This is a genomic window from Nonomuraea sp. GTA35, assembly GCF_041950525.1.
Classification (GTDB): Bacteria; Actinomycetota; Actinomycetes; order Streptosporangiales; family Streptosporangiaceae; genus Nonomuraea.
In genome coordinates this window covers 327,662-351,959 of record NZ_JBGNUV010000013.1, presented here as the reverse complement: position 1 = coordinate 351,959, position 24,298 = coordinate 327,662, and the positions used below count along the sequence as shown (strand labels likewise).

25 protein-coding genes are annotated in these 24,298 nt (G+C 71.9%); 11 read left to right on the top strand and 14 right to left on the bottom strand.

Annotation, left to right across the window (positions count from 1 at the left end):
- The first annotated feature begins 169 nt into the window (after nt 1-169).
- The gene (locus ACBJ32_RS44405) at nt 170-997 is read left to right on the top strand and encodes a nuclease-related domain-containing protein (protein WP_375131950.1); all 828 of its coding nucleotides are present in this window, start codon (nt 170-172) and stop codon (nt 995-997) included.
- 53 nt (nt 998-1,050) lie between these two features.
- Here ACBJ32_RS44405 and ACBJ32_RS44400 read toward each other — a convergent pair whose 3' ends face one another.
- Nucleotides 1,051-1,752 carry a TetR/AcrR family transcriptional regulator gene (locus ACBJ32_RS44400; protein WP_375131949.1) on the bottom strand — a complete coding sequence of 234 codons (702 nt, stop codon included), beginning with the start codon at nt 1,750-1,752 and terminating at the stop codon, nt 1,051-1,053.
- Between the two features lie 67 nt (nt 1,753-1,819).
- Here ACBJ32_RS44400 and ACBJ32_RS44395 point away from each other — a divergent pair, with 67 nt between their 5' ends.
- The 4 genes from ACBJ32_RS44395 (at nt 1,820) to ACBJ32_RS44380 (ending at nt 6,294) form a co-directional block, all read left to right on the top strand.
- Nucleotides 1,820-2,653 (top strand): thioesterase family protein, encoded by an 834-nt coding sequence (locus tag ACBJ32_RS44395; protein WP_375131948.1) that lies wholly within the window; start codon nt 1,820-1,822, stop codon nt 2,651-2,653.
- A gap of 215 nt (nt 2,654-2,868) precedes the next feature.
- Nucleotides 2,869-4,707 (top strand): dihydroxy-acid dehydratase, encoded by a 1,839-nt coding sequence (ilvD, locus tag ACBJ32_RS44390; RefSeq protein ID WP_357877597.1) that lies wholly within the window; start codon nt 2,869-2,871, stop codon nt 4,705-4,707.
- 110 nt (nt 4,708-4,817) lie between these two features.
- Nucleotides 4,818-5,345 (top strand): WYL domain-containing protein, encoded by a 528-nt coding sequence (locus tag ACBJ32_RS44385; protein ID WP_375131947.1) that lies wholly within the window; start codon nt 4,818-4,820, stop codon nt 5,343-5,345.
- A gap of 73 nt (nt 5,346-5,418) precedes the next feature.
- The gene (locus tag ACBJ32_RS44380; protein WP_375131946.1) at nt 5,419-6,294 is read left to right on the top strand and encodes a serine hydrolase; all 876 of its coding nucleotides are present in this window, start codon (nt 5,419-5,421) and stop codon (nt 6,292-6,294) included.
- Here ACBJ32_RS44380 and ACBJ32_RS44375 read toward each other — a convergent pair.
- The 3 genes from ACBJ32_RS44375 to ACBJ32_RS44365 are packed head-to-tail and all read right to left on the bottom strand — an operon-like array spanning nt 6,291 to nt 7,900.
- Entirely contained in the window at nt 6,291-6,500 is a 210-nt protein-coding gene (locus tag ACBJ32_RS44375; protein WP_357877606.1) for a zinc ribbon domain-containing protein, read from the bottom strand. The two genes, ACBJ32_RS44380 and ACBJ32_RS44375, sit on opposite strands and share 4 nt — an antisense overlap.
- 9 nt (nt 6,501-6,509) lie before the next feature.
- Nucleotides 6,510-7,337, bottom strand: a complete 828-nt coding sequence (locus ACBJ32_RS44370; RefSeq protein WP_357877609.1) for a GNAT family N-acetyltransferase — start codon at nt 7,335-7,337, stop codon at nt 6,510-6,512.
- 56 nt (nt 7,338-7,393) lie between these two features.
- Nucleotides 7,394-7,900 (bottom strand): HNH endonuclease, encoded by a 507-nt coding sequence (locus tag ACBJ32_RS44365; protein WP_043640342.1) that lies wholly within the window; start codon nt 7,898-7,900, stop codon nt 7,394-7,396.
- Nucleotides 7,901-8,183: 283 nt separating this feature from the next.
- Here ACBJ32_RS44365 and ACBJ32_RS44360 point away from each other — a divergent pair, with 283 nt between their 5' ends.
- Complete coding sequence (locus tag ACBJ32_RS44360) at nt 8,184-10,241, top strand: prolyl oligopeptidase family protein (protein ID WP_375131945.1); 2,058 nt, start codon at nt 8,184-8,186, stop codon at nt 10,239-10,241.
- Nucleotides 10,242-10,389: 148 nt separating this feature from the next.
- On the top strand, nt 10,390-10,740 hold the full coding sequence (locus ACBJ32_RS44355; protein ID WP_375131944.1) for a VOC family protein: 351 nt from the start codon (nt 10,390-10,392) through the stop codon (nt 10,738-10,740).
- Between the two features lie 3 nt (nt 10,741-10,743).
- On the opposite strand, the gene purU is transcribed toward ACBJ32_RS44355, so the two are convergent.
- Complete coding sequence (purU, locus tag ACBJ32_RS44350) at nt 10,744-11,598, bottom strand: formyltetrahydrofolate deformylase (protein WP_375131943.1); 855 nt, start codon at nt 11,596-11,598, stop codon at nt 10,744-10,746.
- Nucleotides 11,599-11,788: 190 nt separating this feature from the next.
- Here purU and ACBJ32_RS44345 point away from each other — a divergent pair, with 190 nt between their 5' ends.
- The 4 genes from ACBJ32_RS44345 (at nt 11,789) to ACBJ32_RS44330 (ending at nt 14,891) form a co-directional block, all read left to right on the top strand.
- Nucleotides 11,789-12,745, top strand: coding sequence for an inorganic phosphate transporter (locus ACBJ32_RS44345; protein WP_375131942.1), 957 nt, complete (start codon nt 11,789-11,791; stop codon nt 12,743-12,745).
- Between the two features lie 13 nt (nt 12,746-12,758).
- A complete protein-coding gene (locus ACBJ32_RS44340; RefSeq protein WP_357877627.1) occupies nt 12,759-13,391 on the top strand; it encodes a DUF47 family protein in 633 nt (210 codons plus the stop codon).
- Between the two features lie 70 nt (nt 13,392-13,461).
- Complete coding sequence (locus tag ACBJ32_RS44335) at nt 13,462-14,436, top strand: YbgA family protein (RefSeq protein WP_375131941.1); 975 nt, start codon at nt 13,462-13,464, stop codon at nt 14,434-14,436.
- Nucleotides 14,437-14,456: 20 nt separating this feature from the next.
- Nucleotides 14,457-14,891: an NUDIX domain-containing protein gene (locus ACBJ32_RS44330; protein ID WP_375131983.1), complete on the top strand. Its 435-nt coding sequence runs from the start codon at nt 14,457-14,459 to the stop codon at nt 14,889-14,891.
- On the opposite strand, the gene ACBJ32_RS44325 is transcribed toward ACBJ32_RS44330, so the two are convergent.
- The 9 genes from ACBJ32_RS44325 to ACBJ32_RS44285 all read right to left on the bottom strand — a co-directional run bounded on the left by ACBJ32_RS44325 (nt 14,872) and on the right by ACBJ32_RS44285 (nt 24,270).
- Complete coding sequence (locus ACBJ32_RS44325; RefSeq protein WP_375131940.1) at nt 14,872-15,618, bottom strand: MBL fold metallo-hydrolase; 747 nt, start codon at nt 15,616-15,618, stop codon at nt 14,872-14,874. The genes ACBJ32_RS44330 and ACBJ32_RS44325 overlap by 20 nt on opposite strands.
- The gene (locus tag ACBJ32_RS44320) at nt 15,615-16,385 is read right to left on the bottom strand and encodes a hypothetical protein (protein ID WP_375131939.1); all 771 of its coding nucleotides are present in this window, start codon (nt 16,383-16,385) and stop codon (nt 15,615-15,617) included. Before ACBJ32_RS44320 ends, ACBJ32_RS44325 begins: the two co-directional genes overlap by 4 nt.
- Nucleotides 16,386-16,401: 16 nt before the next feature.
- The gene (locus tag ACBJ32_RS44315; protein WP_357877638.1) at nt 16,402-17,028 is read right to left on the bottom strand and encodes a helix-turn-helix domain-containing protein; all 627 of its coding nucleotides are present in this window, start codon (nt 17,026-17,028) and stop codon (nt 16,402-16,404) included.
- Between the two features lie 14 nt (nt 17,029-17,042).
- Entirely contained in the window at nt 17,043-18,188 is a 1,146-nt protein-coding gene (locus tag ACBJ32_RS44310) for a pyridoxal phosphate-dependent aminotransferase (protein WP_375131938.1), read from the bottom strand.
- A gap of 101 nt (nt 18,189-18,289) precedes the next feature.
- Nucleotides 18,290-18,730, bottom strand: coding sequence for a hypothetical protein (locus tag ACBJ32_RS44305; RefSeq protein WP_357877644.1), 441 nt, complete (start codon nt 18,728-18,730; stop codon nt 18,290-18,292).
- A gap of 8 nt (nt 18,731-18,738) precedes the next feature.
- Nucleotides 18,739-20,466, bottom strand: coding sequence for a tetratricopeptide repeat protein (locus ACBJ32_RS44300; protein WP_375131937.1), 1,728 nt, complete (start codon nt 20,464-20,466; stop codon nt 18,739-18,741).
- A 200-nt stretch (nt 20,467-20,666) separates the two neighbouring features.
- Nucleotides 20,667-21,914, bottom strand: coding sequence for a DMT family transporter (locus ACBJ32_RS44295; protein ID WP_375131936.1), 1,248 nt, complete (start codon nt 21,912-21,914; stop codon nt 20,667-20,669).
- A 320-nt stretch (nt 21,915-22,234) separates the two neighbouring features.
- The gene (locus tag ACBJ32_RS44290) at nt 22,235-22,723 is read right to left on the bottom strand and encodes a GNAT family N-acetyltransferase (protein ID WP_375131935.1); all 489 of its coding nucleotides are present in this window, start codon (nt 22,721-22,723) and stop codon (nt 22,235-22,237) included.
- On the bottom strand, nt 22,720-24,270 hold the full coding sequence (locus ACBJ32_RS44285; RefSeq protein WP_375131934.1) for an XRE family transcriptional regulator: 1,551 nt from the start codon (nt 24,268-24,270) through the stop codon (nt 22,720-22,722). Before ACBJ32_RS44285 ends, ACBJ32_RS44290 begins: the two co-directional genes overlap by 4 nt.
- Nucleotides 24,271-24,298: the final 28 nt, after the last annotated feature.

Genomic DNA, 24,298 nt, shown 5'->3' with positions numbered 1-24,298 from the left:
CGGGTGTCGTGTTCTCTCCGCGTTAAGATCTTTTACGAAGCGGGGCATCTCTAGAGAAGAACAGTAGACATACCCCGAAAACATGAGTGGAACACGATGAGCTGGGCCATAAAACTATGGACACGGCAACACTAGGAATCGATCGAATCCCCGGGCTACGGTGAGTTACGTGGACTCCGACAACCAGCGAGAAGACGGTCACAACGCGTCACCGATCTGGGTGAGCGATCGACCAGAAAGCGAGCAGACCGCCGCCGCGAAGCCTTCGGCGCCCACCTCCACGTACGCGCCGGTCGAGCGCGCGTCCGTGCGTAGCCTGCTGCAACAGCCGCGTTTCCGCCGCCTGCGCAACCGCGCGATCCTGGCGGTGGTCGTCGGCCTGGCGGTGGGCTTCCTCGTGCACGAATGGCGGGTCGGGGTGACCGCGGGCGTGATCGCGGCCATCCTCGAGGCGGTCTACCGCGCTCGCTCGAGCTCGTCCGTGCCGGCGTGGCGGCGGACGTCCGTGGCAGAGCGCCGCACGGAGGCGCAACTGCGCAGGCTTGAGCGCAGCGGCTACCGTACGCTGCACGCCAGGGCGATCCCGGGCAGCGAGGCCCAGATCGACCACCTCGTGGTGGGCCCCACAGGCGTGTACGCGGTCGACTCCGAGAAGTGGGACCGCCGGCTGCCCGTCCGCGTGCAGATGGGCAAGAAGCTGTTCCACGGCCCCTTCGACATGAAGCCCCGCCTCACCGAGGCCAAGTGGGAGGCGACGCAGGCCAGCGAGCTGATCAGCAAGTCGTTCGGCCGCGAGATCTCCGTCGTGCCCTCCCTGGCGATCTACGGCCCGCCGGTGCCATGGAAGATCATGAACATCCGCGGCGTGGACGTCTACCAGGGCGATCGGGCCCGCAAGTGGATCACCAAGCGGGAGCGGGCGCTGACGACCGCCGAGATCGACCGGATCTACGACATCGCCGCGCAGGTGCTGCCCGCCCGCTACGGCGAGGGCTGATCCCCGTCCCCTGACGGCGGTGGCCGCCACCTTCCGCCGCGCTGCCACCGCCGCTACACGGAGGGGTGCTCCCCTCCGCCGCGGGCCGCCAGCCTCGTACCGAAGTCGTCGAGGCAGGCGGCCAGCTCCGCGCTCGGCGGCAGGCCGCGCGGCAGCCGCGAGTACATCGCCGCCCCGAACCCGGCCTGCCGGACGACGTGGTCGAGCAGCGCCTCCCTGTCACGCGGCCACGGGAACGCCGGCTGCGCGATGAGCAGGGAGACGTAGCCGTGCACGGCCGACCAGAGGCCGAGCGCGAGCTCCTCGGGGTCGCCTTCGAGCACCCTGGTCCGCACGCAGGCCGACACGGCGTCCACCATGTGGCGGAAGGCCTCGGCCGCGGCCGGCGGCACGCCCGGGGCCGCTGACGGCCGCATCATGAGCACCCTGTACTGCACGGGGTGGTCGAGCGCGAAGCGGGCGTAGGCGCGGGCGCACTTGCCCAGGGCGAGGAAGGGGTCGCCGCCCAGGTTCTCGGTGAACAGGCGGCCCAGCTCGCCCCACACCCGCATGCAGACCGCCTCGACGAGCGCCTCCTTGTCGGCGAAGTGCAGGTAGACCGAGGGCGTGGACACGCCTGCCCGCAGCGCGACCGCGCGCACCGTCAGCGCGTCCTCGGTGCCCGACTCGGCCAGCAGCTCCTCGGCCGCGCGCAGGATCTCCTCGCGCAGCAGCGCGCCCTCTCCGCGCCTGGCGCGTACGCGTCTGGTGGTCATCCCCTCAGGTTGACGTCGTCAAGTTAACGGTGTCAAGCTGACCTTCTTGGGGAAGGGATTGCGAAAAATGGGGACTTTTCGGGAAGCAACGGCGTTGACCGCGTACGGCGAGGGCGAGTTCGGCGCCACGCTGGACCCCCAGTGGAGCGTCGGCACCCGGCTGCACGGCGGGTACCTCCTGGCGGTCCTGGCCAGGGCCGCCTGCGAGAGCCCCGCGGGCGCCGGGCACCCGCATGTGACGGCCGTCAGCGGCACCTTCGTCGAGCCGCCCGAGCCGGGCGAGGCGCTCGCGCGCGTCGAGACGCTGCGGGTGGGCCGGAGCGTCGCGCAGGTCAGGGCCGCGCTGGTACAGGAGGGCCGCACGCGCGTCGAGGCGCACGTCACGCTCGGCCTCCTGGACGACTCCGACCCGTGGTGGTCGGCCCACGAGCCGGTCAGCCTCCCGCCCGAGCAGGACTGCTTCCTGGCGCCCGTCGACCCGCCCGGCGCGGACATGCGCGTGCCGCTGATGGCGGTGGTCGAGGAACGCATCGACCCCGAGCACCTGGCCTTCGCCTTCGGCGCCCCCTCCGGGCGCGGCACCATCGCGTCCTGGCAGCGGCTGGCCGACGGCTCCGACTGGGACCCGCTGAGCCTGCTGGTGGCGCTCGACCCGGTGCCGCCGGTCTCGTTCGACCTGGGGCTGTCGGGGTGGGTGCCGACGATCCAGCTCTCGGCGTACATCCGCCGGCTGCCCGCCCCCGGGCCGATCCGGGTACGGCTGTCGGCGACGGACGTCGGCGGCGACCGGATGGACGAGGTGGCCCACATCTGGGACGACAAGGGACGGCTGGTGGGACAGGCGACCCAGCTCGCCGCCGTCCGGGTGCCGCCCTCGCCCCCTGGCAGGTCTGCGGCGTGAAGCGGTCTATCGTAGGAATGAAGGTGCCGGCCCTTGTGGGGCCGGCCGGCATGGCCGCCCCATGACTCATGGGATCTCCGCAACGCGGGTCCGGGTGCCATCGGCTTCGAATCCGGCACGATCCGGTAACCAACCGTCCGATGCGTGGACAGGTGTCTCATTTACCGGGCGGTGGCCGTAACATGTGAAGACTCGCTAGCGATGGGAGATGCGCAATGCCCGCCCTCAGGTCACGTACAGTCACCCACGGCAGGAACATGGCCGGTGCCCGGGCCCTGCTCCGGGCGACCGGCGTAGCCGGGAGCGACTTCGGCAAGCCCATCATCGCGGTGGCCAACAGCTTCACCCAGTTCGTGCCGGGTCACGTGCACCTGCGGGAAGTCGGCGACGTGGTCTCCGCGGCGATCAGGGAGGCCGGGGCCATCCCCCGCGAGTTCAACACGATCGCCGTGGACGACGGCATCGCGATGGGCCACGGCGGCATGCTCTACTCGCTGCCGTCGCGCGAGCTGATCGCCGACGCCGTCGAGTACATGGTCAACGCCCACTGCGCGGACGCGCTGATCTGCGTGTCCAACTGCGACAAGATCACGCCGGGCATGCTGCTGGCCGCGTTCCGGCTGAACATCCCGACGATCTTCGTCTCCGGCGGCCCCATGGAGGCCGGCAAGACGCCGGGCAAGAAGCTCGACCTGATCGACCCGATGATCGCCTCCGCCGACGACTCCGTCTCCGACGCCGAGCTGCTGGAGATGGAGGAGAACGCCTGCCCGACCTGCGGCTCGTGCTCGGGCATGTTCACCGCCAACTCGATGAACTGCCTGGCCGAGGCCATCGGCCTGGCGCTGCCGGGCAACGGCACGATCCTGGCCACGCACAAGGCGCGCAAGCAGCTCTTCGAGGACGCAGGCCGCCAGCTCGTCGAGATCACCCGCCGCTACTACGAGGACGGCGACGAGTCGGTGCTGCCGCGCTCGATCGCCACCCGCGAGGCGTTCGAGAACGCGATGACGCTCGACGTGGCGATGGGCGGCTCGACCAACACGATCCTGCACATCCTGGCCGCCGCCCGCGAGGCCCAGGTGGACTTCGGCCTCAAGGAGATCAACGAGATCTCGCTGCGGGTGCCCTGCCTGTGCAAGGTCGCCCCGGCCACGGCCAAATACCACATCGAGGACGTGCACCGCGCCGGCGGCATCCCGGCCATCCTGGGCGAGCTCGACCGCGCCGGGCTGCTGCACCGCGACGTGCCCACCGTGAACGGCGGCACGCTGGCCGACCTGCTGGCCCAGTGGGACGCCATGTCCCCGACGGTCAAGCCGGAGGCCGTGGAGCTGTGGCACGCGGCGCCCGGCAACGTGCGCACGGTCAAGGCGTACTCGCAGGACAACCGCTGGGACGACCTCGACCTCGACCGCGAGAACGGCTGCATCCGCGACCGCGAGCACGCCTACACCGCCGACGGCGGCCTGGCCGTGCTCTACGGCAACATCTCGCGCGACGGCGCGGTCGTGAAGACGGCCGGCGTGGACGAGTCGATCTGGAAGTTCAGCGGGCCCGCCGTGGTGTTCGAGTCGCAGGAGCAGGCGGTCGAGGGCATCCTCGGCGGCCGGGTCAAGGCCGGCGACGTGGTGGTCATCCGCTACGAGGGCCCCAAGGGCGGCCCCGGCATGCAGGAGATGCTGTACCCGACGTCCTTCCTGAAGGGCAAGGGCCTGGGCAAGGTGTGCGCGCTGGTCACCGACGGGCGCTTCTCCGGCGGCACCTCCGGGCTGTCGATCGGCCACGCCTCCCCCGAGGCGGCCGAGGGCGGCACGATCGCCCTGGTCGAGGACGGCGACATCATCGACATCGACATCCCCGGCCGGTCGATGGAGCTGCGGGTGCCCGAGGCCGAGCTGGCCGCGCGGCGCGAGCGGCTGCTGGCCGACCTGGGCGGCTACCGGCCGCGTGACCGCGAGCGGCAGGTGAGCGTGGCGCTGCAGGCGTACGCGGCCATGACCACGTCGGCCTCGACGGGCGCCTCGCGCGACCTGTCGCAGCTCTCGCGGTAGTTTCACCGTTCGCTGTGCGGCGGGCGACCGGGTTCTCGCCTGCCGCACAGGCACCTGTCTTCCCGGACAGACTTTCGAAAATTGTCGGTCGTCATCCGTATTGTTGGGGTATGACGACAGTCGTGAAGCACGATACTCGCCCGCTGACGACCGCCGAGATCGCCGCCCTCGCCCTCTCCCTCGCTCACCTCGGAGCGGGCCCCCAGGCCGTCACCGCCAGGCGTGGCCTGCAGCACGCATTCGAGCACCTCGACCTCGACGACGACGTCATCGCCACCACGCTCACGACCCTCACCGAGCCGCTGCCCGTCGACGTCGCCTCCCGCGCCCGGCTGATGGCCGACGCCATCACCAGCCGGCTCATGATCCGGCTGCACTACCGCGACGCCTCGGGCATCGTCACCTCTCGCGACGTCGAGCCGGTGACCTGCCTGGTGCACCGCGAATACTGGTATCTGGTCGGCGTGTGCAAGATGCGCCGGGCGATCAGGGCGTTCAGGTTCGACCGGATCATCGCGGTCGAGCCCACGCTCACGCCGTCCCGGCCGCACCTGGCCGACCGGTTCCTGCCGTTCCAGCGCCGCAAGCGCAGGTCCGTCACGGCGGCCGAGACCGGTCAGCGCAGGCTGACCGCCTAGCCACGCCGAAACTGACCGCTCTTTGACCATCGGCCCCCCGGCCGTTGGCGTGGCGGATGGCAGGCTCCCGCACATGCGCGTACGGGAGTTCTCGGTCTTCGCCGTCCTGCTGCTCGCCTCGGCCGGCTGCGCGGCGCCTTCGGGCGGCGCGCAGCGTCCGGCTCCGCCCGCCAGGCGGATGCCGGCGGCCGTCGTCGAGAGCGTGCTGCCGGCAGCCGAGCGGCGGGCCCTCGACCGGGCGCTGGAGCGTTACCTGCGCGAGCGTCCCGGCCGGGCGGCGCTGGCCGTCCACGACCGCACCACCGGCGCCAGGTACGCCTTCCGCGAGCACACCCCGTTCATGCTGGCCAGCGTGGCGAAGGTCGACATCCTGCTGGCGTTCCTGCTCGGCGAGCACGGCCGGCGGCTCAGCGCGTACGAGCGCAGGCTGGCCTCGCGCATGATCCGCTACAGCGACAACGACTGCGCGCACGAGCTGTACCTGACGATCGGCGGCCGGGACGGCCTGGACCGGGCGCTGCGGCGGCTGGGCGTGCGCCACACGCGGCCGGGCTCCGGGCTGTCCTGGGGCGCCACCCACAGCAGGCCCTCCGACCAGGTGAAGGTGCTGGAGCGGCTCACCGACCCCGAGGGGCCGCTGCCCGCCCGGAGCCGGCGCTACGCGCTCGGCCTCATGTCGTCGGTGGTGCCGTCGCAGGCGTGGGGCGTCAGCGCGGCCGCCTCAGGGGGTGAGGTCGCGCTCAAGAACGGCTGGCTGCCCGCCGAGGTGCACGACGGGCTGTGGACGGTCAACAGCGTGGGGCGGCTCGTCGTACGCGGGCACGAGCTGCTGATCGCCGTGCTGTCGGAGCGCAACCCCGCCATGGAGGACGGCGTGGCCACCGTGGAGCGGATGGCCAGGCTCGCGGTCAGGACGCTGACCCGCCACAGCGCCGCCGTCGGGATCTAGGAGGAGCAGCACCCGCCGCCGCAGCACCCGCCACCCCCGGCGGCCCTGGGCGCGGCGGCGCCGCCCGTCATGGCGACCGTGGACAGCAGCCTCACCGTGTCGCCGTGACCTTCGGGGCAGGTCGCCGGGTCGTCGGAGGCCGACATGGAGCGGGACACCTCGAAGGTGGAGCCGCAGGCGCGGCACCGGAAGTCGTAACGCGGCATGCGGCAATCTTACGAGACGGGGCCGGAAGGCACAGCCCGCCGGCCGTAGGTGATGTGCGCGTAGTCGGCCACCGGCTCGTAGCCGATCGACTGGTAGATGGCGTTGCTGGTCGGGTTGGCCAGGTCGGTGAAGAGCACGACCTGCTCGCAGCGCTCCGCCAGGCCGACCTGGCTGGCGTGCGCGGTGACGGCGGCGCCGTAGCCGCGCCTGCGGCGGGACGGCGGCGTGTAGACGGGACCGATGCGGCACACCCCGCCGGCCGCCGGGGAGAGCGCGGCCAGCGAGACCGGCGCGTCCTCCGCCTCCCACACGAACAGCTCCCGCCCCTCCAGCCGCCGCACGACCCGGTCGACGACGTCGCCCTCGCCCATGCCGGTCTCGTCGCCGAACGCCTGGTACCAGCTCACCAGCAGCGGCAGGTCGCCGGGCACCGCGAGCCTGCCCCTGCCGGGCACGTCGGGGACGTCGAGCGTGCCGAGCCGGAAGAGCCGCTCGGAGACGACCCGCGCCGGGGTGCCGAGCAGCCGCGTGGCCTCACCGGTCACCTCCAGCGGGCCCACGAACATGGGCAGCCTGCCGTCGAGCGCCTTCACCAGCGGCGCGACGGCCTCCACGGGTACGGCGAACAGCCCGGCGGGATACGGCGGCGTCCGGAAGACCGCTCCGCGAACCTCGCCGTCCACCGTCCACCAGCCGAACACGGGGTCCTGCACGGGCATGCCCGCCCGCAGGTTGGCCAGGACGGTCAGTGGCACGGTGTTGCGCACCGGGTCGCCGAGCAGGAACGGCTCGGCGACCGCGGCGTACTCCTCAACGGATGAGGTGAAGGTCCACATGCCTGCTCATGGTGTCAGGCACGCGGCCTGCCCTCAACGCGGTTTCAGGCCCCCGCTCATGCCGCTGCCTCCAGGTATGGCGCCCATTGCGGGTCTCCGACGAGGGAGGCGCCGATGAGCCGCCAGTGGGCGCCCCGTGGCACCGCGGGGCTGACGCGAAGCGTCCACCCCAGCTCCTCCAGGTACTTGTCGGCCTTCCTGTGGTTGCAGGTGGTGCAGGAGGCGACGCAGTTCTCCCAGGTGTGCGTGCCGCCCCTGGACCGGGGGATGACGTGGTCGATGGTCTCGGCCTTCTGCCCGCAGTAGGCGCAGCGGTAGTCGTCGCGCCGCATGAGGGCGGCCCTGGTCAGGGGGATGCGGGACCGGTAGGGGATACGGACATATCTGCGAAGCCTGATCACCGAGGGCACGTCGAGCGTGCGGCTGGCGGACCGCAGCACCGCGCCCCGGCCGTCGCGGTGGACGACGTCGGCCTTCTCCCGCAGCACGAGCACGACGGCTCGGTGCAGCGAGAGGGTGGTCAGTGGCTCGTAAGTGGCATTCAGCAGCAGGACTTGGCGCATCATCGGGCCTCTCCCCGCTGCGCGCGTATCAAAGGGGACATGCCGTGGCATGTCCCTCCTGTCGGCCCCTCCTGGGGCACTCGTGCTTCCGTCACGTGGACCTCCGCCGGACGGTCCAGCGGATGGTCACCACGGCACCGTCCTGTCACCAAGTCTGGCGTTTGCACCGTGGTCCCCGCCACCCCAAAAACCTCCTGCCGGAATGACCAGAGGGACGCACGGTACGTTTTATGCCCGCTCTACCAGCGCTTTACGCATGCCCATTGGCAGTAGGGTTCCTGGCATGACGCGAGAGCCGTACCCGACAGCACGTCGCGAAGACATCGTCGACATCCTGCACGAAACACCCGTCCCCGACCCCTACCGGTGGCTGGAGGACCCTGACAGCCCCGAGACCAAGGGATGGCTGCTCGCGCAGGCCGAGTTGTTCGGCAAGGAGCGGGGCGAGCAGCGGTTCAAGGACCGCATCGCCGAGCTGCTCAGGTCCGGCTCGGTGGGCGTCCCGGCCTGGCGCGGCGAGCGGTACTTCTTCTCCCGGCGCACCCCCGACCAGGAGCACGCGGTCTACTACGTGGTCGAGCCCGACGGCACCGAACGGACCCTGGTCGACCCGATGGCGATCGACCCGTCGGGGCTGACCACGCTCGACGCGGTGCAGCCCGACAAGGAGGGGCGCCTGCTGGCGTACCAGATCTCCGTGGGCGGCGACGAGGAGTCGATCCTCTACATCATCGACGTGGCCACGGGCGAGCGGATCGAGGGGCCGATCGACCGCTGCCGCTACTCGCCGGTGGCGTGGCTGCCCGGCGGCGAGGCGTTCTACTACGTGCGCAGGCTGCCGAGCACCGAGGTGCCGGAGAACGAGAGGCAGTTCCACCGCCGCGTCTACCTGCACCGCGTCGGCACCTCCACCGAGGACGACGTGATGATCTTCGGCGAGGGCCTGAAGATGACCAACTACTACGGCGTCTCGGTCTCGCGCGACGGCCGCTGGCTGCAGGTGTCGGCCCACGAGGGCACCGCGCCGCGCAACGACGTCTGGGTGGCCGACCTGACCGCCTCGCCGATCGACCGGCCGGCGCTGAAGGTCGTCCAGGAGGGCGTGGACGCGCAGGTCGGGCTGTCCTTCGGACGCGACGGCAGGCTCTACGTGCACACCGACCGCGACGCGCCGAGGGGCCGGGTGTGCGTCACCGACCCGGCGGAGCCGGGCTACGACACCTGGCGCGAGCTGATCCCCGAGGACGCCGAGGCGGTGCTGAGCGACTTCGCGATCCTCGACGACCTGGAGCGCCCGGTCATGCTGGTGGGCTGGACCCGCCACGCGATCAGCGAGATCACCGTGCACGACCTGGCGACCGGCGAGCGCGTCGGCGAGGTGCCGGCCCCCGGGCTCGGTTCGATCGGCGGCATCGCCGAGCGTCCCGAGGGCGGCTACGAGGCGTGGTTCGGCTACACCGACAACACCACGCCGCCCACCATCCAGCGCTACGACGCCCGCACGGGCGAGACCACGCTCTGGGCGGCCTCCCCCGGCGCGGTCGAGGTGCCCCCGGTGCACACCGAGCAGGTGGTCTACCGGTCCAAGGACGGCACCGACGTCCGCATGCTCGTCATCTCCCCCGTCGGCGAATCGCCTGGCCCGCGCCCGACCATCCTGTACGGCTACGGCGGCTTCGGCCTGTCCATGACCCCCGGCTACTCGGCCTCGGTCCTGGCCTGGGTGGAGGCCGGCGGCGTCTACGCCATCGCCAACCTGCGCGGCGGCGGCGAGGAGGGCGAGGACTGGCACCGCGCGGGCATGCTGGCCAACAAGCAGAACGTCTTCGACGACTTCCACGCCGCGGCCGAGCACCTCATCGCCACCGGCGTGACCACGCCGCAGCAGCTCGGCATCTCCGGCGGCTCCAACGGCGGCCTGCTGGTGGGGGCCGCGCTGACGCAGCGCCCCGAGCTGTACGCGGCCGTGGTCTGCTCCGCGCCGCTGCTCGACATGATCAGGTACGAGCAGTTCGGGCTCGGCGCCACCTGGAACGTCGAGTACGGCTCGGCCGACGACCCCGAGCAGTTCGGCTGGTTGTGGGGATACTCGCCCTACCACCACGTCAGGGAGTCGGTGGCGTACCCGGCGACGCTCTTCACCGTCTTCCAGTCCGACACGCGGGTGCACCCGCTGCACGCGTGGAAGATGTGCGCGGCGCTGCAGCACGCCTCGACGGCCGACCGGCCGGTGCTGCTGCGCAACGAGACCGAGGTCGGCCACGGCGCCCGCTCGGTGAGCAGGTCGGTGGACCTGTCGGCCGACACGCTGACCTTCCTGGCCAGGCACACCGGTCTGTAGTCCTGCGGCCCTACGTGACCCGCCTGTGCGCCTGCCGCGAGCACTACGCCGCGCCGGTGACCAGGTGGGGCTGCCGCCGAAGACGGCGGCCCGGGTCATCCGGTTCGGACGGGCGCTGCGGCGGCGCGGCCGGGGCATCGTGGGCCTCATGACACGCACGGTTTACGCACTGGCCCGCCACAGCGACTGCCGGGCCGCCATCGACTTCCTGACCGGCGCGTTCGGCTTCCGCGTGCACGAGGCCGCCAAGAACGACGAGGGTGTCGTCAACCACGCCGAGCTGCTCGCCGGCGACGACATGATCATGATCGGTCAGGGGAGGCCCGGCGGCCCCGGCATCTGCGTCGCCGTCGAGGACGTCGAGGCCCACCACGACCGCGCGAGGGCCGCGGGCGCGACGATCACCATGGAGCTGACGGACCAGCCGTACGGCTCGCGCGAGTACGCCTGCCAGGACCCGGAGGGCAACCCCTGGTTCTTCGGCACCTACCGGCCGTGACGATCACCTCGGGAAGATGATGGTCTTGTGGCCGTCGAGCAGCACCCGCTGCTCGGCGTGCCACTTGACCGCCCTGGCCAGGGCCAGGCACTCCACGTCGCGGCCCATGGCCACCAGGTCCTCGGGAGAGTGGCTGTGGTTGACCCTGGCCACCTCCTGCTCGATGATCGGCCCCTCGTCGAGGTCGGCGGTCACGTAGTGGGCCGTGGCGCCGATGAGCTTGACCCCGCGGTTGTGGGCCTGGTGGTAGGGCTTGGCGCCCTTGAACGACGGCAGGAACGAGTGGTGGATGTTGATCGCCCGCCCTGCCAGCTTCTCGCACAGGTCCTCCGAGAGCACCTGCATGTAGCGGGCCAGCACGACCAGGTCGACCTGGTAGTGCTCGACCAGCGCCAGCACCTCGGCCTCCTGCTTCGGCTTGGTCTCCGGGGTGACCGGCAGGTGGTGGTAGTCGATGCCGTTGGACTGGGTGAGCGGTCGCAGGTCGGGGTGGTTGGACACGACGGCGGCGATCTCGATGTCGAGGGCCTTGGAGCGGACGCGGTAGAGCAGGTCGTTCAGGCAGTGGTCGAACTTGCTCACCATGATCAGCACGCGGGGCTTCCTGGCCACGTCGCGCAGCTTGAACTCCATGGCGAAGTCGGGCGCGAGCGCGGCGAAGGCGGCGTTGAGCTCGTCCTCCCCCTGCTCTCCCGCGAACTGCACGCGCATGAAGAAGCGCTGCCCCACCCTGTCGCCGAACTGCTGGCTCTCGATGATGTTGCATCCGCGCCCGGCGAGCAGGCCGGAGACGGCGGCCACGACACCGGGCCGGTCGGGACAGGACAGCGTCAGGATGTATTCGGCGGGGCTGGTCATGCCTTCACTCTCACGGACGTCGACGTGCTCGAACGTTGTGGTGCTCGAAGCTTGAGACGAGGGTACCCGTGGCGAGGGCTTGCGGGCGCGTGACCGAGATCGCAGAGACGTTCTGTCCTTTTTGGGTAGTTGTCCGGAGCCGACCCCCTGAAACGCACGTGTCCCGCCGAGGCGGGGCGGGATGGAGTGCATGCTGTTGGACGCCTTCGTGCTGATCGTGGTGGCCGGCCTGTTCGCCGTCGTGGCCGGGGTCAACGACGGGGGCGCGCTGCTGGCCACCGGGCTCAAGCTTCCCACGGTGCGCCCGGTGACCGGGATCGTGCTGCTGGCGGCGCTGGTCGCGGCCGTGCCGCTGCTCACGCACCAGGTGGCGTTGACGTTCGTGACCCGGCTGGGCTCCTTCCAGGACCCCGGCGGCCGGCTCGCGATGGTCATCGCGGTGGTCTCGGCGCTCACCGTGGTGGGCCTGCTCAGCGCGAGAGGCCGCCCGACCAGCCTGACGCTGGCCGTGGTGGGCGGGCTCACCGGGGCGGGGCTGGGCTGGGGGCTGCAGGTCTCGCCGGAGTGGGTGGCGCTGGTGCTGGCGTTCGGGCTGGCCGCGCCGTTCGCCGGCGGGCTGCTGGCGTGGGTGCTCATCCGGGTGCTGGCGGCCACGACCCCGGCACGGGGGTTGTGGCGCTGGCACTGGGTGGGCTTCCTGCTGCAGACGCTGGCGTACGCGGCCAACGACGCCCAGAAGATGCTGGCCGTGTTCATGATCGCGATGGGTTTCACCGGCGCGCCGGTGGAGTACACGGTGCTGGTGGCCGTGCTGTTCGCGATCGGCACCCTGTACGGGCTGCCCAAGGCGGGCCGCACGCTGAGCCGCGAGATCATCGCCTCCCGGCCCCCGCACGGGGTCGCGGCCGAGCTGGCCGCGGGCGCCGCGGTGATCGGGTGCGCGGCGGTCGGCATGCCGGTGAGCATGACGCAGGCCATCGCCGGCGGCCTCATCGGCGCGGGCGTGGCGCGGGGCGGCGGCCGGGTCCGCTGGTACGCGGCCGGCAGGATCGCCGCCGCCTGGCTGCTGACGCTGCCCGCCAGCGGCCTGCTGGCCTGGGGGCTGGCCCTGCTGGTGAAGGGGTTCGCGAGCGTGAGAGTGTCATGAGGGGGAAGGCGGCGTGAAGCGGCTGCGGCGGATCAGGGATCTCATGACCGGGCGCATGGACGGCGCGCTCACGGAGGCGCTGCTCGGCCAGCTCAAGGCCACCAAGGAAGGGGCGTGGCTGGCCATGGCCATGATCGGCGGCGAGGTCGGCAGGACGGGCGCGCACGAGCAGATGCGCTCGATCGAGCACCTCGGCGACGAGGAGCGCGCCCGGCTCATCGACGAGCTGCGGACCGCGCTCGTCACTCCCATCGACCGGGAGGACCTGTTCCGGCTGTCGCGCTCGATCGACGACGTGCTCGACTCGTTGCGGGACTTCGTCCGCGAGTCCCACCTGTACAGGGTGCCCGACCAGATCCGCTTCACCCCGATGCTCGACCAGGTCATCGTGGGCATCGAGGCGCTGGAGGAGGCCGTGCGCAGCCTGGCCTCGCGGCCGTCCGTGGTCTCCCACGACGCGCTGGAGGCGAAGAAGGCGGGCGGGGCCATCCGGCGGATGTACCAGTACGAGATCTCCCGCATCTTCTCCGAGGAGATCACCGCGAACGCGATGAAGGAGCGGGAGCTGGTGCGCCGGCTGGAGATCGTGGGCGTGGCCATCGGCGAGGCGGCGGACGCCATCGCCGACGGCGCGATGAAGCGCTGAGCCCGCGCGGCCAAATGATCTCCTCGGGCTTGGTTGCCCCCGCGGCCTCCCCCGCGCTGCAATGTGAAGGGTGATCAACGAACCCGGGACGGCAGGCGAGCAGGCGGTACGCCCCCGGGTGGCCGTCTCGGCCTGTCTTCTGGGCGAGCCTGTCAGGTACAACGGCGGGCACAGCCGCGACCGTTTCCTGACCGACGTGCTCGGCCCGTACGTGGACTGGGTCCCCGTCTGCCCCGAGATGGAGGCGGGCCTGGGCACCCCGCGCGAGACCCTGCGGCAGGAGCGCTCCGAGGAAGGCCCCCGCCTGGTGACGCGGACGACGCGGATGGACCTGACCGGCCGCATGACCGGCCTGGCCGCCCGCCGCGCCGCGGAGCTCGACGTGGACGGGTACGTCTTCAAGGCCAAGAGCCCCACCTGCGGCATCCACGGCGTGCCCGTCTACCGGCCCGACGGCGCGCCGGCGGAACGGCGCAGCAAGGGGCTGTTCAGCGGGATCGTCATGGAGCGGCACCCGCTGCTGCCGGTGGAGGACGAGGGGCGCCTGCACGACCCGCTGCTGCGGGAGAGCTTCGTGGAGCGGGTGTTCGCGCACGCCAGGCTGCGGGCCCTGGTCGAGGGGGACTGGCGGCCGCGCGACCTGATCTCCTTCCACGCGCGGCACAAGATGCAGTTGCTCGCCCACGACCCCGTGCTCTACCGGGAGGCGGGCCGCGTGGTGGCCGCGGCGGGCGCCCGGCCACGCGAGGAGGTCGCCGCCCGTTACACCGAGACGTTCCGGCGCACGCTCGCCACGAAGGCCGCCACCGGCAAGAACGTCAACGTGCTGCAGCACTGCCTGGGCATGCTCGACCTGGACCCGGTCAGGCGGGCCGACGTGGTGGACGTCATCGACGCCTACCAGGCGGGCCTGGTGCCGCTGAGCGTGCCCACGACGCTGCTGCGCCATCACGCCCGGGGGGAGGCGGCGGCGTACGTGCGCGACCAGACCTACTTCTCCCCCTACCCCGACGCCCTGCGCCTGCGCCACCACGTCCCCAGGTAGCGTCTGCGAGCGTGACTGACATGGACGACCGTCCCGCCGCGCGCGTGGTCTGCCTCGACCGCGACGGGCGGGTGCTGCTGATGCACTGGTACGACTCCGTCGGCGACGCGCAGGTCTGGGAGCCGCCGGGCGGCAGGCTGGAGCCCGGCGAGACCCCCTTGGAGGCCGCCAGGCGGGAGCTGGCGGAGGAGACCGGGCTGCCGGGCGCGGCGGTGCTGGACCGCCACGTCGAGGTCGATCGCGACTTCCGCTGGCTGGGCACGCGGTTCCTGAAGCGGGAGCTGTTCTACCTGGCGAGGTTCGCCGGGGAGCGGCCGGAGGTGGTCCCGGGGGCGCTGACGGAGGAGGAGCGCGCGGCCTTCCTGGGTTACGTGTGGGCCGAGGAGCTGCCGGAGGGTGTCGAGCCGCCCGAGCTGGCAAAAGTCGTCGAGCGGCTCACGCGAGATCCACGGTGACGCCGGCCGTGGCGACCGACAGCTCGCCCGTGTACGACGCGGCCGCGGCGGCCAGCGCGGGCTCGGCGGGCGTGCCCGGCCACAGGTGCGTGAGCAGCAGGCGGGCCGCTCCCGCCGACGCCGCGGTGCGTCCGGCGTCGCGCGCGCTGGACAGGTAGGGGGCGTCCTCTTCCGGGACGCGCTCCGGATAGGTCGCCTCGGCCAGCAGCAGGTCCGCGTCCTTGGCCAGGGAGGCCAGCTCGGTGGACGGGCCGGTGTCGCCAGTGTAGGCGATCACCCGGCCGGCCGCGCCGGTCAGCCGCAGCCCGGCGTTCGGCACGTGGTGGGGCAGGTCGAAGGTGTCCAGGCGGAAGGGGCCGAGCTCGCGCGGCAGGCCGGGCCGCAGGTCGTGGCGCGTCAGGGCGGCGGCCAGCATGCGCGGCTTGTCCAGCGCCATGACCGCGTCGAGCGCGCCGGGCGGGGCGTGGACGGGCAGCGGCGGGGCCGGGTCGTCGGCCAGCGCGCGGGCCCGCAGCAGCGGGTTGAGGTCGGCGCAGTGGTCGGGGTGGCCGTGGGTGACCAAGACCGCGTCGATCTCGTCGGCGCCCATGAGCGCCAGCAGCCTGGGCAGGGTGGCGTACCCGGGATCGACGAGGACGCGGAATCCCTCCTCCTCCACGAGGTAACCGCTGCACGCCTGACCGGCCCCCGGCCACGCTCCGCAACCGCCCAGCACGGTCAACCTCACGAGCCCAGCTCCTTCTTCGTCGTCGTCATCAGCCCGCGCAGCAGCGTGCCGGACACCTTCTCGTGCTCCGCCTCCACGGGCAGGCCCTTGCCCACATTCTCGCGGTAGACCTCGCGCTCGTGCGGGTCGGTGTAGGGCAGCGCGGTCATCGCGACGATCACGCTCACCCTGGTGCCGCCGCGCGGCTGGACGACCACGGCGTGCGTGCGCAGGACGGTCTCGTCGGGCGCGCCGTACCAGCCGCACTTGACCGCGGCCTGCGGCCAGCCCAGCGCCTCGCGCGCGCCGAACGCCTGCGGCTCGGCCACCTGCCCCATCCACTCCAGCACGGTGCCGGCCACCGGGTCGCCCGCGACGGCCGCCTGGGCGAGCACGGCGTAGGCGGCGCTCACCTCCCCGGCCGTGACCTCGACGGAGCCGAACCTGGACGGGTCGCCGTTCGGCAACGCCCAGGCCACGCCCGTGCGGTCGCGCAGGTCGTCGAGGATGACGCGGGGACCGACCGCGAGCCACAGGTTGAGCGTGTCGGAGTTGGAGGAGACGACGACGGCGGGCTCCGCGTGGCGGCGCCACCGGTCGGTGTCGGGGATGCGGGCCGCGCTCACCCACGCGTACAGGGGCTTGAGCACCGAGGCGCAGCGCAGCCGGGTCATGCCCGCGGTGAAGCTCACCGCGCGCGCCGGCGGCCCGCCGTAGCCGCGTCTGATGCCCGCTGCCTGGGCGGTGGCACTGTGATCAAGGTCGTCGAGCAACTCGTTGAAGCCCACGCACCCCACCGTAGACCTACGGGGGGCTTCCCCAGCGCCGTTCGTACCACTCCATGGCCGGCGCTTCACCCGGCAGCTCCGTCCGGCCGGGCGCGCGCAGGCCGTCGAGGGCGATGGCCAGCAGGCGCTGCTTGACGTGCTCGTGCTCCGGGCGGGGCGGCCCCGCCGCCGGGCGGCTGAACTGCTCCATGAGCAGCGAGATGTCCAGCATGGTCACGTCGCTCCTGAGCACGCCGGCCTCGTGCGCGCGGGCCACCAGCCGCTCGGCGGCCTCGTCGGCGCGGCGCGAGGTGCGCCACATCTCGTCGGTGACCTCGATCGTGCCCGCGACCGGCGCCAGCGCGCCCGACCTGTTGGCCACGCAGGTGCGCACGTAGAGCGCCAGGCCCTGCCACGGATCGGGCTCCGCCAGCGCCGCCTCGGCCGCCTCCACCACCCGCTCCATGGCGATCAGGCACAGGCGCTGGAGCAGCTCCTCCTTGGTGCGGTAGCGGCGGTAGAGGCTGCCCATGCCGACGCCCGCCTGCTTGGCGATGGCCGACACGGGCGCGTCGAAGCCCTGCGTGGTGAACACCTCGTGCGCCGCTTGCAGCAGCCGCAGATCGTTGCGTGCCGCCTCGGCCTGCCTGCCGCGTGTGCCCATGCGGTACAGGATATTCAGGCCAGCGCGGCCTCGAACCTGGCCCGCAGCCCCGCCAGCCGTTCGACCGGCTCGTTGCTGAAGACCAGGCGGACGAACCGCGGCGCCACCGTCTCGCCCCACGCCGTCATGGGGGTGGCGGCGACGCGGCCGCGGTCGAGCAGGCGGGCCGACAGGTCGGCGGCCGTCAGCCCCATGGCCTCCGCGTCCACCAGGCACGACCAGCCGCCGCCCGCCCGCACCAGCGGCAGGCCGTCGAGCTGGGCGGCCACCGTCTCGTGCCGGGCCTGGTACTCGGCCACCGCCTCCGCCACGCCTGACGGGTCCCTGAGCGCGGCCGCGGCGCCGAGCTGGTGGAAGCCGCTGGCCACGGTGGTGTTGTAGATGGTCGCGACCATGACGCGGGACATGATGTCGGCGGGGCCGGCGACCCAGCCGATCCGCCAGCCGATCATGCGGTACTCCTTCGACATCGAGCCGATGATGATCGTGCGCTCGGCCAGGCCGTCGATCCGGCACGGGTGGATCCGCGGATGGCCGTCGAAGACGATGCGCTCCATGGCCGCGTCGTAGATCAGGTACGCGCCGGTCCGCTCGCACACCTGGGCCACCTGCGCCCAGTCCTCCCGGTCGAGGACGGCGCCCGACGGCATCGACGGGCTCATCAGCAGCAGGGCGGCGGCCCGGCTCACCCTGGCGAGGGCCTCGCGGTCGAGCCGCCAGTGCCCGCCGTCCACGCGCAGCGGCACGAGGTGGGGCCGGGCTCCCGACAGCCGTACGCGCTGGAGCAGCCCCGCGTACGTGGGGTCGGTGAGCACCACCGGGTCCCCCGGTTCCGTGGTGGCCAGCAGCACGGGCATGACGGCGGACGTGCCGCCCGAGGTGACGGCGATCTGGCGCGCCGCGTCGTAGTCGTGCCCGGTGCGGACCCGCAGGTCGGCGGCCACCGCCGCGCACAGCTCGGGCAGGCCGGTGAACGGCAGCCAGCTGTTGCCCGTGCCCTCCGCCAGCGAGCGTCTGGTGGCCTCGACGGCCCCGGGCGGGGGCGGCACGTCGGTGTCGAGGTTCTCCATGCGCAGCACGCCGGGGTCGGTCCCGGCCGCGGCGGCCACCCTGTCGATGTCGATCGGCTGCACGTGCGCGAAGCGGGTGTTGGGTCGCATGACAGCACCTCCGGGGGAAGTGTTCCGTATATGGAACACTCCGCCGCCGCAGCCCCGCTGTCAAGGGAGCAGCGTCCCGGATGCCGTGCCTGGTGAGGGTCTCAGAGGCCGTGCCTGGTGAGGGCGGCGACAAGTGCGATCGGCAGCAGCGCGGCCACGGCGAGCGCGGTCCACACCCGCCGCCGCCGGGACGCCCCGGACTCCGTCACGAACGCCGCCAGCGCCCCCGCCCCCGCGAACGCCACCCCGGCCACGGCCGCGTCCGCGAGCGACGACGTCCAGGAGGGCAGCGACTCCGCGGCCAGCCGCAACACGACCAGCACCCCGGCCGCCGTCAGCGCCACCCGCCGCCCCGGACGCACCGCCACCCGCTCCAGCGCGAGCGCGGAGCCGGCGAGCAGGGCCAGGCTGATCACCACGACGACGCCGACGGCCGGCACCAGGCAGCCCCAGTCCTCGCACCCGACGCCGGCCCAGGCCAGCCGTACCGTGGCCCACCACAGCACTCCCAGAGCGGCGCACACCGCGGCCGCTCGCCCCATTCGCCCCCTCATACGCCAATGTTCCCATCAGCCGTCCCCGCCGCCCGATGGTCGTCCGCCTCCGCCTCGGCGTGACGGCCCAGGGCACGCAGGGCGACCGCGCGGTTGGCGTACAGGTCGGGCTGGGGATGCAGCGCGATGGCATGCGTCAGGTCGCCGACAGCGCCTTCCAGATCGCCGCTCGCGAACCGGAGCGCTCCCCGGCTCCCCCAGGCCGACACCAGCTCCGGCGCCCGCTCCAGGGCCCGCTCCAGCGCCACCTCGGCCTCGGCGTACCGGCCCGCCGCCGTCTCGAGCTGGCCCAGCACCGTCAGCAGGTACGGGTTCCCCGGCGCCAGCCGGAGCCCGGTCTCGACGTCGGCCCTGGCCTCCTCGTCCCGCTCGCAACCGGCCAGCAGCCCGGCGCGGTTGATGTAGGCGTCCAGGTAGCCGGGGTCGAGCTCGATCACCCGTCCCAGGTCCGCCAGCGCCGCCTCGACCTCCCCCCGCACGGCGCACAGCTCCGCCCGGTTGTAGTAGGCCTCCGGCAGCGGCGGCCCGGCCCGCATGGCCTGCTCGAAGTCCGCCATCGCCTCCTCGTGGCGGCCCAGCTTGAACAGCAGGTTGCCCCGTTCCAGGTACTGGTCGGGAAAGCCGGGATCGATCGCGATCGCCGCCCCGTAGTCCTCCAGCGCCTCCTTGGTCCTGCCCAGCCCGGCCAGGAGCTGGGCCCGGTTGGCCAACAGCACCATCCGGTGCGGCCGGTGGCGCTCCCCCAGCTCGCGCGCCAGCTCGATGGCCGACTCCACCAGCGCCAGCGCGGCGTCGTGGCGGCCCTGCCGTAACTCGATCAGTGCCAGGCCGTTGCGGTCGAAGCCGAGCTTGAAGGCCCGCTCGGCGGGGTCGGGCAGGATGGTGGAGATCGCGATGGCCTCGTTGATCCAGGCCCTGGCCCGGGTCAGGTCGCGCCGGGCGGGGTCGGGGTGGCGGGCGTCGAGCATGGCGGTGCCGTACGCGGCGGCCGCGTGCATCGCCGGATCCTGGCTGACCAGGCGCACCCGGTCCCAGATCGCGCGGGCCTCGCCGGTGCGCCCGAGGCCGCCGAGCGCGGTCGCGGTGCGCTGGGCGAAGCGCCACCAGCTCGTGCCGCCAGGGGGCGAGGCCGCCATGCCGAGCTCCCCCAGCTCCGCCACGGCGTGCAGGAAGCCCTCGCGGGTGCAGCGGTCCACGACGGCCCAGAGCTCGCCGGCGTCGCGGGTGTCGGGCGGGGGCTCGGGGCCTCCGGAGTACGTCATGATCGTCAGGGTGCCGGGCGGGATCCGCCGCATCATGACGTCCAGCAGCTCGGTGTCCGTCGGGTCGGCCGCGTCGGCGTTGCACACGGCGATCGCCCGCCCAGGCCGTACGGCATCGCGGACGAACTCCGCGATCCCGTTGGCCAGCCGCAGCGTGCGGCGGGGCGCGGGCACGAGGATGCGCTCCTCGTCGGGCAGCTCCACGTCGATGGTGACCCGCCTGGCCCGCACGGTCGCGGCCAGTTCGGGGGCGGCTGCCAGGATCTCGATGTCGTGCGCGGCCACCAGCTCAGGGGAGCGCCGCAGCACCGGCGGCACCAGCCGGCGCAGCAGCCCGGCGGCGAAGGTGTAGGGGCCGTGCGGCCGGCGATGCGCGTCGATCAATGGCGTCAGCAGCCGCACGGCCCCCCATCGGGCGGGTGGTTCGCCCTGGACCCTGAGGTGGGACCTCTCCTCAGTCACCCCTTGTGAATGACGCTGGAGGTCCCAGCCAGCCTCGCGGTTCCAGGCTTGCGGACGACGATGCGCTTCATGATGTGCCTCTCCACTCGGGGTTGAACACCCATTATTGGGTCACCCCACCGAATATCAAGGTTTATCGCTAATAAGTGGGAGACTAATGGATAAAATGCACTTGCCTTTTGTGGGGCATATCTAACCTATTAGGACCGAAACCAACGCTGCAATCGTGTGGTATGCACCTGCCCGGATTCCTCCATCAAGTCGCACAGGCACCTGCCCAGCAGCGTGACCGACTGGCAGCAGCCGGGCCCCGGGAGGGTCCTCGCCCGCACGATGTGGGTGGCCCGCTCGATCAGCCGCTCCAGGCTCGGCTCGGCCCCTCCCTTGAGCGAGCGCGTCTGCCAGGGACAGGAGGCCGAGTCCAGGCAGGCGCTCTTGGCGATGTACGGCGCCGCGCCGCTCTGGAGGCGCAGCGGGTCCTCACGCTTGACCCGGTGGCCGGCGAGCACCTGGGCGGCCCGGTTCGCGACGAACAGCAGCCGGCGACGCTGTTTTCCCCTGACCTCGCTCCTGCTCGGCAGGGCGAGCAGCATCGCCCCGGCCATCAGCACCCCGCCCACGACCATGCCCCAGCCCAGCCGCTCCTGGAACCAGATCACCGCGATCGCGGCCACCCAGAGCGGCTGGGACGACATGAGGATCTGGCTGGGCACCGCCGGCAGGTGCGCCTGGGCGTGGGAACGTGCCAGGAAGCCCAGCGCGCACGAGATCACGGACAGGTGCAGCAGGATCATCCAGTCGGACGGCTCGACCGGCACGGAGATCCCGTCGTGCACGGCGAAGCCACCCGTGAGCACGCCGATGGTGAAGAGCTGGATCACGGTCAGCGCGTACGCCGGGAAGCCGGCGGGACGCTCGGACAGCCGGCCGAGGAGCAGGGTGTGGCCGGAGTAGAGCGCGGCGGCGGTGAGCGTGACCCCGAGCGCGAGCAGCGAGATGCCGTGCTCCTCCACCCCGCGCACCATCGTGAAGACGGCCATGCCCGCCACCGCGAGCACGACGCCGGCCCAGATGCGCCGCCGCACCGGCTCCTTGAACAGCACCAGCGACAGGATCGGCGTGATCACCACGCTGCACCCGACGGCGAACCCGGACACCGCCGACGGCAGGCTGCCGAGCGCCATGGCCTGGCCCACCTGCCCCACCCCGAACATCACACCCAGCAAGGCCCCGTTCAGCCAGGTGTCGCGCGACAGCCCCCGAAGGCAGCCGGGCCTGATGAGGAACAGCGTCAGAGCGGCCAGCAGGTAACGCTCGGCGAGCAGGTCCTCCACCGGTAAACGGTGGATGAGATCTTTCATCAGCGGGAAGGCCGACCCCCAAGCGGCGCTGACGAACAACAGAAGCACGGCTCCCAGAAGGGGGCGGGGAGCGGCCACGACTGCCATAGGAAAAGCATGGCACTACTATTCGCAGCCCTAGATGTACAGGGAGCAGCCGGTGATGTTTGCTTACACCTGGGTGGTAAGAGCCTCACCCGCGGGTTCGTACATCCTTATCCGGGGAGCCGCTTTACGGCGCCTCCGACATATCGCTCATGGGAATTAGGCGAAAGTTGTCGGGTGCAGCGGCCGGGGAAACGTCACTCAGCGTGACGGCGAAGGCTCGGCGGGAACGTCACGCCGGGCGGGCCCGGGACAGGTCACCGGGAACGACGGGGGTGGCGGCCCCTGGAGGGGAAGGGCGGGGCCGTGCTTCGAGGTGCGGTCTACAGCTCCAGGACCGCCGGTGGGACCAGGCGTTTCTCACCGTAGACGACCGTCAGGCCGCCGACCCGCTCCCTCGACACCTCGCGCCAGCCCTGGCGTTCGTACAGCGCCAGCGCGGCTTCCTGGTTGAGTGTCGTGTCTCCTCTGACGCTGTGGAACCCGAGCTCCACCGCACGCCGTTCGAGCGCGAGGAGCATGGCCGCGCCGTGGCCGCGCCGCTGGAACTCGGGATGGACCCGCAACCGGCAGATCTCCGCCGTGCCGGTGTCGACGGGTCTCAGCCCGCCCATGGCCACGACCCGCGAGCCGATCTCCCCGACGAGGAAGTCGCCGCCGCAGGCCAGGTAGATCTCCTGGATGCGCGGGAAGTCGTCGTCGTAGTAGACGCCGTCACCGGGCACCAGGCCCACCTCGGCGAGGCAGATCCGATGGAGCGCGAGAATGGTGTCGAGATCCGACCACCGGTAGCGTCTGATCGTCAGTGTCATCCATCGCCCCCTTTCAACTCGGGCTGTCTGGACCGCCGGAGGGCGGCCGACAAGCCGTCCAGTCCTGGAACGCTGGCGTCCCGCGCGAGGATCGCCCGTTCGAGCTGCAGCGCGGGCCGCATGATGAGGTCGGTCAGGTATTCGTCGGTGACCAGGTTGAGCGCCCTCGTGGCGATGGACACCGCCTCCTCGACGTCTCCGTCGATCAGCCGGCACTGGGCCTGGTCGAGCCTGATCAGCGTCTGGTCGAGGATGTGGTCCTGGTACTTCTCCAGCGCCTGGTCGAGCACGACCTCGGCCTCGATCGTCTGGCCGAGCTTGGTGAGCACGTCACCCTGGTAGAAGTAGAGCTGCTTCTCGGTGTAGCCGAACGCCACGTCCTCCTGGTCCTCGGGGCGCATGTGCGCGAAGGCGTTCCTGGCCCGCGCCAGCGCGCGCTTGGCCTGGTCGACGATCTCCTTCTTGCTCTCGCCGTTCGACATCATGGCCAGCGCCCTGGCCTCGACGACCGGCGCCATGGCCTGGGCCGCGCACGGCGTGGAGCCGGCCATGTCGCGGCTCTTCTTGGCCAGGGTGAGCGCCTCGCGGGCGTCGCCGAAGTAGAGGGGCACGAGCGACTCGCGAGCCGCGATCCACGCGCGCAGCGCCCGGTCGCCGGTCTCGTCGGCGGCGGTGCGGCCCGTGCGGAAGAACGACCGCGCCAGCCGGTGATCGCCCAGGTTGATCATGATCATGCCGGCCAGCCCGGCGAGCTGGGCGGCCATCCTGCACAGCCGCTCCTGCAGGTCGATGGGCTGGCGCCGGGACATCGCCGTGCGTACGGCGCTGAGCTCCAGCAGCACGTCGCACAGCAGCCGCAGGGGGGCCGTGGTGGTGTACTGCCGGCCGAAGCTGACCGTCGACTCCTCCCACTGGTCGAGCATCGCGGCGGACACGGTGGCCGAGACCAGCGTCTCGTCCATCCTGCGCCTGATGCCCTCGCACGCCCCCAGCACGGGGCCCTCCAGATCGGTGAGGTTGGCGTCGGCCTGGAGGGAGTTTAAAAGGGTGCGGCGGAGGATGTTCTCGTTCTCCTCGTCCTCCGGGTCCGTCTCCATCGGCGCGAGCAGCAGCTCGCGCTCCGGGGGCCGCTGAGCCCGCTCCTTGACCTCCACCGCGCCGAGCACCCCCGGCATCCGGTGGCCGTGGCCGCAGATGCAGGGCGCGTCGTACCCGAGCGCCCCGGGCTCGACCCGGTAGACCGTGCACAGGTAGTGCAGATATTCGGGGCCAGGGCGCTTGAGCCCGCTCTCGTACGCGGACAGCAGCGTCTCGCCGATGCCGGGCATCGCCTTGCCGTCGCGTTCGAACAGGGCTCGCACCTGCTCGATGACGTCCGCCAGCGCGATGCCGTAGGCCAGCCGATGCGCTTTGATGCGGCTCGTGCTGAAAGCCGCGCACGCCTCGTGGATCTCATCAGCTATCTGAGCCGACGTGCGCCCGGCGGCCAGGCCCTTGGCCCTGATCTGCCGGGCGATCTCCGTCTCTCTGTGCTGTCTGCCGGACATCCCGGCCCCTCTCACGCATGTCTCGACC